Below are 14,847 nucleotides of genomic sequence, written 5' to 3'. Positions count from 1 at the left end.
AGGAGCGAACCATGCCGCATCGCATCGTCGTCCTCGGGGCCGGATACGCCGGAGCCTTCTGCGCCGGATACCTGGCCCGTCAACTGCATTCCGATGATTTCGAGATCACCGTCGTCAACGCCGAACCCGATTTCGTGGAGCGGTTGCGCCTGCATCAGCTCGCCGCCGGGCGGGATCTCCCGCACCGGCCGCTGGCGGAGGTGTTCGCGGGCACCGGTATCCGGCTGCGAATCGCGCGGGTGACCGGTATCGACGTCGAGCGCCGGGACGTCACCGTCGCCGATGCCGCGGGCACCGACCGGCTCGCCTACGACACCCTTCTGTACGCACTCGGGAGCACCGCCGCCGAGCATGGCGTCGCCGGTGTCGCCGAACACGCTTTCCACGTGGCCACGCGGCCGTCCGCATTGCGCCTGCGCTCTCGCCTGGACGAACTGGGCGCGGACGGGAGGGTGCTGGTGGTCGGCGGCAACCTGACCGCGATCGAGGCCGCCACCGAGATCGCCGAATCCCGGCCGGGGCTGCGGGTCGAGCTCGTCACCGGCGGTGAGCTGGGCGGGTGGCTGGGGCCGAAGGCCCGCCGTCACCTGCTCCGCGCATTCGACCGGTTCGGAATCACGATCCACGAGCACACCACCATCGAACGGGTCGAGGAGGCGGCGGCGGTCGCCGCCGACGGCACCGTGTTCGCATCCGACGCGACCGTGTGGACCGCCGGTTTCGCCGTCCACCCGATTGCCGCCGCCAGCGGCCTCGAAGTGGTGGCAGGCGGGCAGATCAGAGTCGACCGTCAGATGCGGTCGGTCTCGCACCCCGATGTCTACGTGGCGGGTGACAGCGCTTTCGTCATCGGTGACAACGGCCGGCCACTGCCGATGTCGTGCGCTTCGGCGGGATTCACCGGTATGCAGGCGACGTCCGCGATCATCGGAGATCGGACCGCGCGCCAGGTCGAGACGACCGCGCTGAGCTATGTCGGCAACCACATCGGCCTCGGCCGCAAGGACGGGATCTTCCAGCTGGTCGACGGTGACGCCGGCGCGAAGTCCGGGGCACTGTGCGGCCGGCCGGCGGCGTGGGTCAAGGCGGCGATCGTGGCGACCAGCGGCTGGGCCATCGGCCACCCGACCTTCGGGAAGCGGAGTCACCGGTACCGTGCGGCGGCCACGGGAGTGCCCTCGGCCGTTCTGGTCGCAGGATAGAGTCCTGCCCGTGGACACTGCCACCGTGGCGCGATTCGAGGCCAGCCGGAACAGGCTGGCCTCGCTCGCCTATCGGCTGCTCGGCTCGGCCGCCGACGCCGAGGACACGGTGCAGGATGCCTTCCTGCGGTGGCAGGCCGCCGACCGGGAGTACATCGAAGTGCCCGAGGCTTGGCTGACCAAGATCGTCACCAATCTGGCGCTCGACCGGTTGCGTTCGGCGCAGATGCGGCGCGAACGGGCGGTCGGCACCTGGATGCCCGAACCTCTCCTCGACGGCGACCCGATGCTGGGCCCGGCCGATACCGTCGAACAGCGCGAATCGGTGACACTGGCGGTACTGACGCTCATGGAACGGCTGGCACCGGTCGAGCGGGCCGTCTACGTGCTGCGCGAGGCATTCGCATACAGCCACGCCGAGATCGCCGAGTTCCTCGGCATCACCGAGTCCGGGAGCCAGCAGCACGCCCATCGGGCCCGACGCCGGATCGCCGCCGCCGGCCATATCTCCGATATCGACCCCGCCTCCGCCCGCCGCATCGTCGAGGCGTTCGTCGCTGCCGCGTCCTCGGGGCGGACCGAACAGTTGGTCGCGCTGCTGACCGACGACGCCACCGGCATCTCCGACGGCGCCGGGCTGCGGTCGTCCGGGAAACCGATCCGATACCCGACCCCGCAACGGATCGCCGCGGCGCTGCGAGCCGGTTTCGCGCCGTCTCCGGCCAAGCGCCGGCTCGCCGGCGGTTCGCCCGCCATCCATGCGGCTGTGGTGAACGGCTGCCCGGCCATGGTGGCCACCCTCGCGGACCGGGTCGTGGGTGTGGTGATCCTGGAGATACGCGGTGACCGGGTCGCGGGCGTCCGTGGCATCGCCGCCGCGGCCCGGCTCGGTCGCCTCACCGCGGAATGGCAGCGACAGCAGCACGCGGTTCCGCTGATCGAATCCTGGTAGCCGACCGGTGATCACCGCGGCCGTCGGCCCGGCCGCGTTCGGTGGCACAGCGGGTCGTGCGTCGCCGTCCGGAGCGAACGCGTCTCCCGCGAATCCGATCAGGGGCGGGCGGGTCGTGGGCCGCCGTGGGCGATCTCGTGGACGGCCGGGCGCAACAGTTCGATGATCCGGTCGGCGGGGGCATCGGCGACCGCGTCCAGCCGCAATAGTTGCCGGCTGATGACGACCCCGAGGGTGAGCGCTCCGATCAAGCCCGCGCGCAGGTCCGCGTCGTGGGGTTCGAGGTGCCCGGCGGCCTGCCGCTGCCGGGCGGTCATCGCCGCGCGCACGCTCTGCGCGGTATCCGAATGGGTGAGCATGGTGCGGACGGCGGCCAGGGTCGCGCTGTCGGGTTCGCCGTCGATCTTCGCCGCCAGTGCGGCGAGCAGTTGTTCGGCCGCTTGTTCCGGGGTGCCGCTGATCGGGGCGTCGGGTTCGGGGACCGCGACCCTGGCGAACAGTTCCTCTTTCGACCCGAAATAACGCATGACCAGGCTGGGATCGGTCTCCGCCGCGGCCGCGACGGCGCGGATGGTGGTGCGCTCGTAGCCGGATTCGGCGAACAGGCGGGTGGCCGCCCGCAGAATGCGTTCCTGGGTGCGCCGCCGCTGTTCGGCTCGGGTCGGCTGGGTTTCGGACACCCGACCAGCCTAGGGCCCGCCCGGTTGTGTCCTGGGCCGTGACCGCCTGCATTCGGACAACGAGTGTTGACCGAATGCGCGCCAACTGCTACTTTCGGACTACAAGCGTTGACCGAATGAGGTGGGTTCGATGTGGCCGACAGTGGTAACAGGGTTCGCGGCAGGCGTGCTGGGCGCGAACGCGTTCCCGCATTTCGCGAAAGGGATGATGGGCGAGGAGTTCCCGAATGTCACCGGAAACGCGCCGGTGCGGAACGCGGTCGCGGGAGTGCTCGGCTTCGTCATGGCGGCACTGCTCGGATACGCGGCCCATCTCGGGGCGCATCCGTGGGCCGGATTCGCGGCACTGAGTATCGGGGCACTCGTCATGGCTGTTTTCCACGGGTTGCGCGGGGCATTCTGGTTGAACCGGGTGCTGGGTAAACCGATCCCCGCCCCGGTATGAGCGCACCGCTGAACGGCGGGGTGCGGTTCGGACGCGGAGGACGTGCACATGGCGGCCTGGGACGACGAGGTCATCGAGGAATTCCGTGCCGGCGAGGGACGCGTCGGCGGGCCCTTCGCGGGCTACGATCTGCTTCTGCTCACCACGATCGGCGCGAAATCCGGCCTACCACATACGAAACCGGTGATGTATCTGCGTGACGGGGATCGGCTGGTGATCGTCGCCTCCAATGCCGGGGCGCCCCGGAACCCGGCCTGGTACCACAATCTGTGCGCGCATCCGACGGTGACCGTGCAGGTGGGCGCCGAGCTCTTCGAGGCCGATGCCCAGGTGATCGACGCCGGGCCCGAACGCGATCGCCTGCACCTCGAGATGGTCGCGATCCTGCCCGCACTGGCCGAGTACGAGCGCACCGCGGGCCGCGTCGTGCCGGTCGTCGCGCTCACCCCGCGCGCCCCGGGGTGAGTGGGTAGTCCCGGGAGCGGGGTGAGGGCCGGGGTGTGCGAACAGCCGGGGGGGGGCTAGAGCGGCCGGGACCAGTGCTGTCCCATCAGGTCCCGGCCGAAACTGTGGTGGGGGTGTTCGTCGTCGAGTTCGAAGCCGGCGGCCAGGTAGATCCGGCGGGCCGAGGTGAGCACGCTGTTGGTCCACAGGGTGATCCGGCGGTAGCCGCGGGCGCGCGCGAAGTCCAGTCAGGTGGCGACCAGCCGGTTGCCCAGGCCGTGGCCGCGGGCCTTCGGATGGACCAGCAGGATACGCAGCTTCGCGGTGTCGTCGGTATCGCCGCGCACACAGAGCACGCACCCCACCCGTTCGCCGTCGAGCGTCGCGATCCAGCCGGCCGCACGGGCGGGATCGGGGGCGGTCGCGTATTCGGCGACTATCTCGGCCACGAGTGCTTCGAAGGAGATGTCCCAGCCGAATTCGGCGGCATAGAGCTCACCGTGTGCCTGCACCGCCCAGCCCAGATCGCCCGGCCGGCCGAGCGCGCGGATCGCGAGGTCGCGTGCCGGTTCGGCGGCTGTTCGGGTCATGGTCGTTCCTCCTGATGCGATACCGGATGCCCACCACTGAAACGACTGTTTCAGTGGTGTCAGAATGCACGCATGGTGGACTCGGACGCAACCCCCTCGGCACGGCAGGCCGAACTGCTCGAAGCGGCCTATCGCTATGCGCTGGCCCACGGTTTGGGTGAGATGTCGCTGCGCCCGCTCGCGGCGGCCATCGGGACCAGCCCGCGGGTCCTGCTCTACCTGTTCGGCAGCAAGGACGGTCTGGTGCGCGCGCTGCTCGCCCGGGCCCGGGCCGAGGAACTCGCCCTGCTGTCCACTGTCCGGACTCCCGCGTCCGGGCAGACGGAGGATCGGCTGCACCGGGTCGCCGCCGTACTGTGGGGCTGGTTGGCCGAACCGTCGCGCCGCGCCCTGCTCACTTTGTGGCTGGAGGGCTATGTTCGCTCGCTGGTGGAACCGGCGGGCCCGTGGGCAGACTTCGCCCGGGAAACCGTCGAGGACTGGCTGGAGGTGCTGGCCGCGGCCCAGCCCGCGCGCGTCCGGGACAGCGCGGAGGGCTGCGCCGAGCGCACCCGGGTGCTGGCGGTATTGCGTGGCGCGCTCATCGATCTGCTCGCGACCGGCGACACCGACCGGGTGAACGCTGCCGTGCGCCGGGAGTTCGGCGACCGGGCGGGCGGCTATACCCGAACCGGGCCGGGCCCGGCCCGCTGAGCAGGCCCCCGCCGAGCAGGTGCCGGGCGAGAGCGCCGCGGGCTCCCTGATCGACGGCTTTCGCGAAGAGTTCGCCGGCGGCGCAGTCCCTGGTCGCCGGGCTCGACCCGGTCAGCGTGGGCCGAGGAACAAGGTCTGGGTGCTGCGGCCCAGCGGGCCCTTCTCGTCGAACAGGGCGGACTCGGCCAAGCCGATACCGTGCGGCTGCGGATGGGTGACGGCGTCGAGGCAGACCCATTCGCCGGCCGGCTGACGATGCAGGGTGACGGTCAGATCGGTGTTGATGAACAGGTAGCGGTCCCAGTCGAGGACCGCGCTGACCCCGTTGCCGGAATCCGCCGCGGCCAGGGTGCGTTCCAGCGGGCTGGGGGTGGTACCGGCGACGATCGGGTACTTCAGCCGGATCCAGCACACCGCCGGGCCGGGTTCCCGGAACGAGCCGGTGACGTAGCGGTATTCGATACCGGTGTGGAATCCCGCGGGCTGACTGGAGGGGAACGGTTCGGGAGCGGGCGTCTGGTCGGGGCCGGGGCGCGCCCCGGTCGGCAGCAGGTGTTCGGGAATCTCGAGTTCGGGCTCGGCGAGTTTGAATCGCCACGCGGCGGCCCGCATCACCGGACCGCGGTCGGTGGACAGCGTCGCCTCGATCAGTTCGACACTGCGTCCCGGGCGTACTAGGCGGGCCTGCGCGGCGAGCGGGACCAGGGGGACGGGTCCGAGGATCTCCACGGCGACGCGGCCCACCTGGAAACCCGGGCGGGGTTCGCACCGTTCGATCACATGGCCGAGCAGCGCGGAGGGGGGACCGGCGTGCTGGGCGTCGGGCGACCACGGACCGCGCGTGAGCTCGGTGGAGACGAACCACTGCGGGTCCGTGGGATCGGGCAGGTAGAAGGCCTCGCTCACATCGTTGTCCGTTCGTCCGGGGCGGCGGCGCGCCGTCTGTTCGATCTCTGTCCCGACCGTACCGCCGGAACCGGAGGACTTGGCCCGGCGGGCGGACGAATGCATGCTTGCATGCAAGCTTGTATCTATGCACTAGAGTGGTTGCGTGCGGACATCGTCGAACCCGGCCGAAACGCCCGGGCAGAGTGCAGCGGACCGGGCCTACCGGCTCACCAAGGAACTGGTCCTGTCCGGTGAGCTGCCGGGCGGCCATCTCTTCAGCGAGACCGAGATCGCCGGCCGGCTGGGACTGAGCCGCACTCCGGTCCGGGAGGCGTTCGTGCGGCTGCAGGCCGAGGAACTGCTGACCCTGGTGCCCAAACGCGGCGCCATCGTCGCCCCGGTACCGCCGGGCGAGGCCGAGGATGTGCTGGATGCCAGGGAGGCTGTCGAAACCGCGGCGGTCCGCCGTCTGCTCCGCACTCCGGAGCGGGTGCCCGCCGCGATCGGCCGCCTGCGCGCCGCACTCGCGGTCCAGCGCGGGCACGCCGAGACCGGTGATCTCGCGGCCTTCGCCGAGGCGGACGAACTCTTCCATCGCACCCTGGTCGAGGCAGGCGGTAACGCCCTGCTGACCCGCTTCTACACCGGGCTGGCCGATCGGCAGCGCCGGATGAACGTGGCCGCGCTCGGCCCGGTGCCCGACCTGATCCCGGTCGTACTGCGACAGCACGAGGAACTGGTCGCCGTCATCGAATCGGGCGACGCGGCGGCCTTCACCACCGCCCTGCGCGCACACCTGGACGGGACCCACCGGCGATGAGGCAGGGCTCATGGCATGCGGCGGTGGGGGCGATCTTCGTCTGCGCCTGGGGCGGTAATCAATTCACGCCGCTGCTGGTGATGTACCGCGACCAGGGTTACTCCCCGCTGCTGGTCAACGTGCTGCTCGGTGCCTACGTTCTCGGTCTGGTGCCGGGCCTGCTGCTCAGCGGTGCGCTCTCCGCGCGGTTCGGGCGGCGCCCGGTGGCCGTCGCGGGGGTCGTGGCCTCCCTGGCGGCCAGTCCGCTCCTGGCAGCCGGGGTGTTCGGTGTCGGCTGGATCGCGATCGGCCGGTTGATCACCGGTTTCGGGGTGGCCGTGGCCATGGCGGTGGGCACCACCTGGACCAGCGAACTCGCTGTCCGCGCCGGCCACGGCCCGGCGACCGGCGCCCGCCGGGCCGCGCTGTGGCTCACGCTCGGCTTCGGTTTCGGCGCGGGCGTCGCGGGCGTGCTCGCCCAGTGGGGTCCGGCGCCGATGGTGCTGCCGTATATCGTGCACGCGCTGCTCGCCGCCGCGGTGTTGCCCGCGGTGCTGCGGGCGCCGGAGACGGTGCCGGCGGGGACGGGGACGCCCGGACGCTTCTCCGGTCTGCGACATCCGCGGTTCCGGCGGGTGGTCGTGCCGATGGCGCCGTGGATCTTCGGTTCCGCCGGCGTGGCCTACGCGGTGATGCCGCAGCTCGTCGGCGACCGCGTCGGGCGGTGGGGCCTGCTGTATTCGACCACTGTCACCGTCGCCACCCTCACGGTCGGCGTACTGGTCCAGCCGCTCGCCAAACGGCTGGACCGCACCACCAGCGCGCGGGCGGTGGCGGTGGCCATGTCGGTCATGTCGGCCGGGCTGGTGGTCGGCGCGCTGGCCGCGCTGGTCCGTTCACCCGTCGTGGCCCTGGTCGCCGCGCTCGCCCTGGGATGCGCGTACGGGATCGCGCTGGTCTCCGGCCTGCTCGAAGTGCAGCGGCTGGCGGCGCCGGAGGAACTGGCCGCGCTCACCGGCGCCTACTACGCCCTGGCCTACCTCGGGTTCCTTTTGCCATCACTGCTCAGCCTGCTCGGCCCGGCGGCCGACTACCCGGTGCTGCTCGGCGGGCTGGTACTGGTGGCGCTGTCGGGGACCGCGGTGATAGCCCGGCACTCCCGGTCGCATCTGCCCGCGGCGCCGGCTCCCGGGAAACAGCTGGTTCCGGCCGGTTGAGCAACCGCGCCCGGCCGGCGTCCGCGGGACCGGATCGAGTCTCCACGGTCTCGGATGCACGTGGCCCGGCTCGAACAACCACCCCCGGCCTCCACACCGTCGAACCGGGATGCGCCGTCGAACCCGCCATGCACCGGCGCACAGCGACGCACTGCCGAACCGCGACGCACTGCCGAACCGCGACGCACTGCCGAACCGCGACGCACTGCCAAACCACGACGCACCGGCGAACCGCGACGCACTGCCGAACCGCGACGCACTGCCGAACCGCGACGCACTGCCAAACCACGACGCACCGGCGAACCGCGACGCACTGCCGAACCGCGACGCACCCGCGAAGTGCGACGCACCCGCGAAGTGCGACGCACCCGCGAAGTGCGATGCCCTGTCGAACCGCGATGCACCGGCATGACGCGACGCACCCGCGCGACGTGGTGCAGTGGCTGATGTGGTGCAGCGGCGACGTGAGGTGTGGCGGTACGGCAAGGGGCGGCTCGTGACGCGGTTCAGAGGCCCGGGGTGGGGATATCGCGTACCGAGAAGCGGTGGTCGGCCTGCCGGAGCAGTTCGCCGGGGTCGTCGGTGGGCGGATAGATCCACCACTCGTTCACTTTCCGCTTGCGCTCCTTGGCGCTCGCGCCGGTCGCGACCACGCGGCGGTCCCAGCCGTTGGTGAAAATCGCGCCGGCCGGGCCGAGATCCAGGCAGGTGACGTAGGGCGCCGGCGCGAACGGTACGGCCGGGAGCCCGAACAGATCGGCGGCGGCGTTGTGGCCCGCGAACTTCCCGAGTTGCAGTGCGTGCTGGCAGCACTGCAGTACCGGGTGTCCCGGCTCGGCGTCCGCGGCCGCGGTATCCCCGGCCGCGTACACGCCGGGAACTCCGCGTACCCGTAGCTGCTCGTCCACCGCCAACCGGCCCAGCCGGTCCCGGTCGGCGGGGATCCCGGCGGTGAGCGGACTCGCCTGTACCCCGGCGGTCCACACCACCGTCCGCGCCGCGATACGGGTGCCGTCGGACAGTACGACCCCGTCGGGTTCCACCGCGCTCAGGCCGACACCCAGATATTGTTCGACTCCGAGGCTCGCCAGGGCCGCTCGGATCTGCGGCCGGGGGCCGGGGCCGAGTTCGGGCCCGACCGTATCGGCCCGCTCCACCAGCACGACGCGGATCGGCTCGGGTGTGGCGAGCGCACCGAGCCGGTCCACCAGTTCGGTGGCGATCTCGAGCCCGGTGAAGCCCGCGCCGACGATCACGGCGGTGTAGCGCCCCGCACCCGGCGGCAGGTCCGGCAGCCGGTGCAGATGCGAATCCAGTGCGGCGGCGGCCGGGAGGGTGTCCACATTGTGCAGCAGCTCGGCGCCCGGCACACCGGGCCGGACGAGCCGGCTACCGGTGGCGAGGATCAGTCTCTCCCAGGGGATCTCCGCTGTCTCGCCGTCTCGCCCGACCACGGTCACGGTCCGGTGTGCGGTATGCACGGCGGTCGCGGTACCCGCGATCCGCCGGACTCCGACCGGCCCGAGGATGCGATCCAGCGAGATCCGCATGCGGTCGGGTTCGGCCTGGTATAGGCGTGGCCGGATCACCAGATCGTCGCCGGGGTCGATGAGGGTGACGGGCAGGTCTCGTCCTGCCGCGCGGGCGAGCCGGACCGCGCCCGCGGCGCCCCACACCCCGGCGAAACCGCCGCCCAGCACCACGATTCCGGACATGTCATTCTCCTGACGTCATCTATTGGGGATATAAAACGTCTCTATTGAACGGCTGCGGCGGTCCGGCGCCGGGAGGTGAGGCCGGGCCCGCCGCGAGATCAGGGGTTCGCGAACTCGCGCCGGGTACGCTCCGCCGACGTGGCCGGGGCGCCGGCGGCGAGGTCGGCGATGGTCTGGGCGGCGAGTTCGCGCCGCCACGCCAGTTCCGCGCGGCGCATGGCCAGTGAGATACCGCATGGCCGGGTGAACTCCGCGCCGCCGCTGTGACCGCTGCCGCCGCGCTGCCGGATCTCGGTGCACCGGAAGGGGTCCACCCCGCCTTCCACGGCGGTGACCACATCGAGCAGGGTGATCCGTTCCGGCGGCCGGGCCAGGCCGAAACCGCCGCGCACGCCCGGGGTGGAGGTGAGGATTCCGGCGCGGACCAGCGCCTGCAGCCGCTTCTTCAGATACTCCACCGGCAGGTCGAACCAGGCAGCCAGCCGGGCGATCGGTACCGGCCACCGGTCGTCGAGCCAGGCCAGCGTGACACAGCAGTGCAGGCTCCACTCGACGCCCTCGCCCATCTTCATAAAAGGGATACTAACTATCCCTGTTTCTGGGACGCAAGGGCTGGGCCGCCGGGGACCGGAGTCGGACGGATATGACCGATTCGGTGACCCGACCGGTCGCGAGCGGCCGCATGGTGAACCTCGGTTTTTTCTACGGGGAGCGCAACAGAACGGGCCGGCTCCCGCCCGGGGAGCCGGCCCGGAGAACCTCAGCGGCTGAGCGCGGGACGCTTGCTGTCGAACTGCCAGCCGGGGATCAGGTACTGCATGGTCGCCGCGTCGTTGCGCTCGCCCAGCCCTTCCCGCTGGTAGAGCTCGTGTGCGGCGGCCACCCGCTCCTCGTCCAGATCGATACCGAGACCGGGACGCTGCGGAAGGGCCAGTTCACCGTCGACGATCCGGTAGGGATCATGGGTGATGCGCTGGCCGTCCTGCCAGATCCAGTGCGTGTCGATGGCTGTGATCTCTCCGGGCGCCGCCGCCGCGACCTGGGTGAACATGGCCAGCGAGACATCGAAGTGATTATTCGAATGCGAACCCCAGGTCAGGCCCCAGGCGTCGCAGAGCTGCGCGACGCGCACCGAGCCCGCCATGGTCCAGAAATGCGGATCGGCCAGCGGGATATCGACCGCCCCGGTCCGGACGGTGTGCCCGAGCTCGCGCCAATCGGTGGCGATCATATTGGTCGCCGTCGGCAGGCCGGTGGCCCGTTTGAACTCGGCCATCACCTCCCGGCCGGAGAACGACCCCTCCGGGCCGACCGGGTCCTCGGCGTAGGCGAGGACATCGGTGAGTTCCCGGCACAGCGGCACCGCTTCGCGCAGCAGCCAGCCGCCGTTGGGGTCGAGGGTTATCCGGGCATCCGGGAACTCCTCGGCCAGGGCACGCACCGCGGCGGCCTCCTCGGGCCCCCGCAGGACACCGCCCTTGAGCTTGAAATCGCGGAAGCCGTAGCGCGCCCGCGCGGCCCTTGCCAGGGCCACCACCGACTCCGGGGAGAGTGCCTCCTCATGGCGCAGTCGCATCCACTCGTCGGCGTCCGCCGGTTCGTCGGTACCCGACCGGTAGGGGAGATCGGTGCGGCCGCGGTCGCCGATGAAGAAGAGATAACCGAGTGCGGGCACCCGGTCCCGCTGCACACCCTCGCCGAGCAGGGCGGCGACCGGCACCTCCAGATACTGTCCGAGCAGGTCGAGCAGGGCCGATTCGACCGCGGTCACCGCGTGCACCGTGACCCGCAGATCGAAGGTCTGGTTTCCCCGCCCGCCCTCATCGCGGGCGGCGAAGGTGCGCCGGATATCGGTCAGCACGGCGTGGTATTCGCCGACGCCGCGGCCGATCACCAGATCCCGGGCCTCGGTGAGCGTGGCGCGGATCCGCTCGCCACCGGGCACCTCGCCGACCCCGGTGCGACCGTCGGAATCGGTGAGGATCACGAGATTGCGGGTGAAGTAGGGGGCGTGCGCGCCGCTGAGATTGAGCAGCATGCTGTCGTGGCCGGCGAGGGGCACGACACGCATCTCGGCGACGCGGGGGGTGCGGGTGGTCATGAACGCTTCTCCAGAGTGGTGACCGCGGCGGTGGCGGGGTGGGCGGGCGCGTCGAGCGACCCGGGTTCGGGGAGGGTTCCCGCGGCGGCCGGGGCCGCGGTGTCGCTGTTCGCTCCGTTCGACCTGCGGACGAGCAGAACCGAAGCGGCGGCGAGCACGGAAGCGGCGGCGAGCGCGTAGAGACCCCAGGTGACCTCATCGGTGGCCGATTTGATCAGGCCGAAGCCGTACGGCGCCACGAAACCGCCGAGATTGCCGAGCGAATTGATGATGGCGATGGCGGGGGCGAGGACCAGCGGATGCAGCCCGGACTGGGGAATGGACCAGAACAGCGGGCTGGCGCTCTTGAAGCCCATGGCGGCGATGCACAGGAAGACCAGGGCGAGCCACGGCGACGCGATGGCGGCCAGGTAGGTGCCGACCGCCGCGGTGAGCAGCGCGACGATGAGCAGCGGCCGGCGGTTGCCGGTGCGGTCACCGACGCGTGCCGAGGCGTACATGGCGCCCACCGCGCAGATCCAGGGCAGCGAGGACAGCAGGCCGACCGTTATATCGTTCAGGCCGTCGATCCGGCGGATGATCGAGGGCAGCCAGAAGGTGTTCGCGTAGATGGACAACTGGATGGCGAAATAGATCCAGCAGAAGAGGATCAGTTTCGGATCCAGCAGCATCCGCCATCGGGACGCCCGGTGCGCGACCCCGGAATGGGCGGCCTTGTCGATCTCCTCGGCGGAAATGGTGTCGACGAGGGCTTTCTTCTCACCCTCGGTCAGCCATTTCGCGTGCTTGATATGGGAGTCGAGGAAGAAGAAGGCGATGATGCCCACGACCACCGATACCGTGCCCTCGATACCGAACATCCACTGCCAGCCGTGCAGGCCGAGGGCGTCGTCGAGGGAGAGCAGCGGGCCCGACAGTGGGCCGGAGATCGCGGCGGCGACCGAGGACCCGGCGACGAAAAGCGCCGTGGCCCGGCCGCGATGGCTGTTCGGCAGCCATTTGGCGAGGTAGAAGATGACCGCGGGGAAGAATCCGGCCTCGGCCGCGCCGAGCAGGAAGCGCAGCACGTAGAACATGGTCGCGTTCTGCACGAACATCATGGCGGCCGATACCAGCCCCCAGCTGACCATGATGCGGGTGAGCCAGATGCGCGCTCCGTACTTCTCCATCATCACGTTGCTCGGTAGCTCGAACAGGGCGTAGGCGATGAAGAAGACACCCGCTCCGAAACCGTAGGCGGCAGCGCCGATACCGACATCCGCCTCGAGGTATTCGCGGGCGTAGCCGATATTCGAGCGGTTGATCTGGTTGCAGATCAACATGATGATGAACAGCGGGACGACGCGTCGAAAGAACTTCGACACGGCCATTTCCAGTTCCGCAGTCGGCTGTCGAGTGAACGACATCGTCCACTCCTTTCGGTCGAACCACCACCGCGCTACGCAGTGCCGTGGGAATACGTCTGAGGCCGGGTGACTCGCCTCACAAGCACTGAATGTAAAGACCTCGGGTGATTCCGGTCCAACACCAATTACGGATGAATCGATACAGGAAAGGTATCGGAAGTGGCGGGAATGCTCTCGCCCGCCCCCGCCAGTTCCGTCATCAGGCGGGTGAAGGCCGGGTTCTCGTTGCCGTGGCGCCACACCAGATCCAGTTCCACCCGGGTCCGCACCCCCTCCAGCGGGCGGTAGACCACGTGGTCGAACCGCATGCCGGTGGCCGATTCGGGCACCAGCGCCACGCCCCAGCCCAGGTTCACCAGCGCCAGGATGCTGTGGATCTGGGTCATGTACTGGGTGATCACCGGGATCACGGCCGCCGCGTGCAGCACCGTGGTGATCAGGTCGTGGAAGTACCGGGCCTCGACCGGCGCGTGCATCACCATCTCCACGCCGTGCAGCGCGGTCACCGGCACCGGCCCCGTATCGGCCGCCAGCGGATGGTCCGCGGGCAGGGCCGCGACCAGTCCCTCACGGACGAAGGTGCGGGTGGTCAGGTCCGGCCGGGTGATCGGCGGGCGGACCATGCCCAGATCGAGGGCTCCCTCCGACAGGGCCTCCACCTGGTCCATGGTCACCATTTCGCGTAACTCCACATCGACATCGGGTAGGGCTGTTCGTGCCGCGGCGAGCACCCGTGGCAGCCCGGAGTGCACGCTCGCCCCGGTGAAGCCCAGCCGCAGGACGCCCCCGGTGCCGGCCGAGACCCGGCGTACCGCGAGGGTGGCCCGCTCGGCCTGCTGGAGCAGCCGCCGGGCGTCGAGCAGGAAGGCGCGGCCGGCGCGGGTGAGCTTCACGGTGCGGTTGGAACGGTCGAACAGCTCCGCGCCGACCTCCTTCTCGAGGAGCTGGATCTGCCGGCTCAGTGGCGGCTGGGTCATGCGCAGGCGTTCCGCCGCCCGGCCGAAGTGCAATTCCTCGGCCACTGCGACGAAATGGGTGAGCTGGATAAGAGTGAACATCCGATATCGACCTTGTATTGATAGATATGTAATCAGTGTTGGACGTGAATCATAGGGGTTCCTAGGGTGAGGGCAGCAGGTCACCTCGAACAGGAGTCGCACGCCATGACCACTGCCCCTCCCCAGGAAATCGCCCGGAAGCTGGGCTCCGGCCTTCTGTCCTTCCCGGTCACGCACCTGCGCGCCGACGGTTCGTTCGACGAGGCCGCCTACCGGGACAACATCGGCTGGCTCGGTCAGTACGACGCGTCCGGCCTGTTCGCCGCGGGCGGCACCGGCGAGTTCTTCTCGCTCACCCCGGCCGAGGTCGAACAGGTGGTCACCGCCGCGGTGCGGGAAGCGCCGGAAGGGCTGCCGGTGATCGCCCCCGCCGGGTACGGCACCGCGACCGCGGTCGAGATGGCGCGCGCCGCGGAGCGCGTCGGCGCGAGCGGCATCCTGCTGCTGCCGCCCTACCTCACGGAGGCGAGCCAGGAGGGTCTGGTCGATCATGTGCGGCAGGTCTGTGCGGCCACCGATCTCGGCGTCATCATCTACTCGCGCGCCAACGCGGCCTACTCCGAAGCCGCCGTCGCCGAACTCGCCGATCGCTGCCCGAACCTGATCGGGTTCAAGGACGGTATCGGCAATATCGAGCAGATGACCCGGATCTACGCT

At 70.2% G+C, this 14,847-nt stretch carries 17 protein-coding genes; 9 read left to right on the top strand and 8 right to left on the bottom strand.

The genetic code is table 11. The features are described 5' to 3' along the window. Window positions 1-11: 11 nt before the first annotated feature. Window positions 12-1,202 carry an NAD(P)/FAD-dependent oxidoreductase gene (locus ON38_RS30250; protein ID WP_039828508.1) on the top strand — a complete coding sequence of 397 codons (1,191 nt, stop codon included), beginning with the start codon at window positions 12-14 and terminating at the stop codon, window positions 1,200-1,202. 10 nt (window positions 1,203-1,212) lie between these two features. After that, window positions 1,213-2,154, top strand: coding sequence for a sigma-70 family RNA polymerase sigma factor (locus ON38_RS30245; RefSeq protein WP_039828507.1), 942 nt, complete (start codon window positions 1,213-1,215; stop codon window positions 2,152-2,154). A 98-nt stretch (window positions 2,155-2,252) separates the two neighbouring features. Here ON38_RS30245 and ON38_RS30240 read toward each other — a convergent pair whose 3' ends face one another. Next, entirely contained in the window at window positions 2,253-2,834 is a 582-nt protein-coding gene (locus tag ON38_RS30240) for a TetR/AcrR family transcriptional regulator (protein ID WP_039828506.1), read from the bottom strand. A gap of 130 nt (window positions 2,835-2,964) precedes the next feature. Here ON38_RS30240 and ON38_RS30235 point away from each other — a divergent pair, with 130 nt between their 5' ends. Both ON38_RS30235 and ON38_RS30230 read left to right on the top strand, forming a co-directional pair. Further along, window positions 2,965-3,279, top strand: a complete 315-nt coding sequence (locus ON38_RS30235; protein WP_039828505.1) for a hypothetical protein — start codon at window positions 2,965-2,967, stop codon at window positions 3,277-3,279. A 48-nt stretch (window positions 3,280-3,327) separates the two neighbouring features. Further along, a complete protein-coding gene (locus ON38_RS30230; protein ID WP_039828504.1) occupies window positions 3,328-3,744 on the top strand; it encodes a nitroreductase family deazaflavin-dependent oxidoreductase in 417 nt (138 codons plus the stop codon). Between the two features lie 227 nt (window positions 3,745-3,971). Here ON38_RS30230 and ON38_RS30225 read toward each other — a convergent pair whose 3' ends face one another. Beyond that, window positions 3,972-4,313 (bottom strand): GNAT family N-acetyltransferase, encoded by a 342-nt coding sequence (locus ON38_RS30225; RefSeq protein ID WP_245564410.1) that lies wholly within the window; start codon window positions 4,311-4,313, stop codon window positions 3,972-3,974. Between the two features lie 72 nt (window positions 4,314-4,385). Here ON38_RS30225 and ON38_RS30220 point away from each other — a divergent pair, with 72 nt between their 5' ends. Beyond that, window positions 4,386-5,006 (top strand): TetR/AcrR family transcriptional regulator, encoded by a 621-nt coding sequence (locus ON38_RS30220; protein WP_051165487.1) that lies wholly within the window; start codon window positions 4,386-4,388, stop codon window positions 5,004-5,006. A gap of 111 nt (window positions 5,007-5,117) precedes the next feature. Here the strand turns inward: ON38_RS30220 and ON38_RS30215 are convergent, their stop codons facing one another. After that, window positions 5,118-6,017 carry a thioesterase family protein gene (locus tag ON38_RS30215; protein WP_083873224.1) on the bottom strand — a complete coding sequence of 300 codons (900 nt, stop codon included), beginning with the start codon at window positions 6,015-6,017 and terminating at the stop codon, window positions 5,118-5,120. A gap of 40 nt (window positions 6,018-6,057) precedes the next feature. On the opposite strand from ON38_RS30215, the gene ON38_RS30210 reads away from it, so the two are divergent. The 3 genes from ON38_RS30210 (at window position 6,058) to ON38_RS36515 (ending at window position 8,322) form a co-directional block, all read left to right on the top strand. Continuing rightward, window positions 6,058-6,714, top strand: a complete 657-nt coding sequence (locus ON38_RS30210) for a GntR family transcriptional regulator (RefSeq protein ID WP_051165486.1) — start codon at window positions 6,058-6,060, stop codon at window positions 6,712-6,714. Beyond that, window positions 6,711-7,910 (top strand): MFS transporter, encoded by a 1,200-nt coding sequence (locus ON38_RS30205; RefSeq protein WP_039828503.1) that lies wholly within the window; start codon window positions 6,711-6,713, stop codon window positions 7,908-7,910. The genes ON38_RS30210 and ON38_RS30205 overlap by 4 nt, the downstream gene beginning before the upstream one ends. A gap of 109 nt (window positions 7,911-8,019) precedes the next feature. Beyond that, window positions 8,020-8,322 carry a hypothetical protein gene (locus ON38_RS36515; RefSeq protein ID WP_039828502.1) on the top strand — a complete coding sequence of 101 codons (303 nt, stop codon included), beginning with the start codon at window positions 8,020-8,022 and terminating at the stop codon, window positions 8,320-8,322. Window positions 8,323-8,416: 94 nt separating this feature from the next. Here the strand turns inward: ON38_RS36515 and ON38_RS30195 are convergent, their stop codons facing one another. From ON38_RS30195 to ON38_RS30175, 5 genes are all read right to left on the bottom strand, one after another. Then, complete coding sequence (locus ON38_RS30195; RefSeq protein ID WP_083873223.1) at window positions 8,417-9,625, bottom strand: NAD(P)/FAD-dependent oxidoreductase; 1,209 nt, start codon at window positions 9,623-9,625, stop codon at window positions 8,417-8,419. Window positions 9,626-9,723: 98 nt separating this feature from the next. Then, window positions 9,724-10,197 carry an RrF2 family transcriptional regulator gene (locus ON38_RS30190; RefSeq protein ID WP_039828501.1) on the bottom strand — a complete coding sequence of 158 codons (474 nt, stop codon included), beginning with the start codon at window positions 10,195-10,197 and terminating at the stop codon, window positions 9,724-9,726. A gap of 188 nt (window positions 10,198-10,385) precedes the next feature. Continuing rightward, window positions 10,386-11,726, bottom strand: a complete 1,341-nt coding sequence (gudD, locus tag ON38_RS30185) for a glucarate dehydratase (RefSeq protein WP_039828500.1) — start codon at window positions 11,724-11,726, stop codon at window positions 10,386-10,388. Beyond that, entirely contained in the window at window positions 11,723-13,132 is a 1,410-nt protein-coding gene (locus ON38_RS30180; RefSeq protein ID WP_039828499.1) for an MFS transporter, read from the bottom strand. The genes gudD and ON38_RS30180 overlap by 4 nt, the downstream gene beginning before the upstream one ends. A 125-nt stretch (window positions 13,133-13,257) precedes the next feature. Further along, window positions 13,258-14,190 (bottom strand): LysR family transcriptional regulator, encoded by a 933-nt coding sequence (locus tag ON38_RS30175; RefSeq protein ID WP_039828498.1) that lies wholly within the window; start codon window positions 14,188-14,190, stop codon window positions 13,258-13,260. Between the two features lie 105 nt (window positions 14,191-14,295). On the opposite strand from ON38_RS30175, the gene ON38_RS30170 reads away from it, so the two are divergent. Next, the coding region (locus ON38_RS30170) for a dihydrodipicolinate synthase family protein (RefSeq protein WP_039828497.1) at window positions 14,296-14,847 on the top strand (552 nt) is incomplete at its 3' end.

This window comes from Nocardia testacea NBRC 100365 (assembly GCF_000308775.1).
In the GTDB taxonomy this organism is placed as follows: domain Bacteria; phylum Actinomycetota; class Actinomycetes; order Mycobacteriales; family Mycobacteriaceae; genus Nocardia; species Nocardia testacea.
Note: the sequence above shows the minus strand (reverse complement) of the source record. Positions and strands in the feature narration are given on the sequence as shown.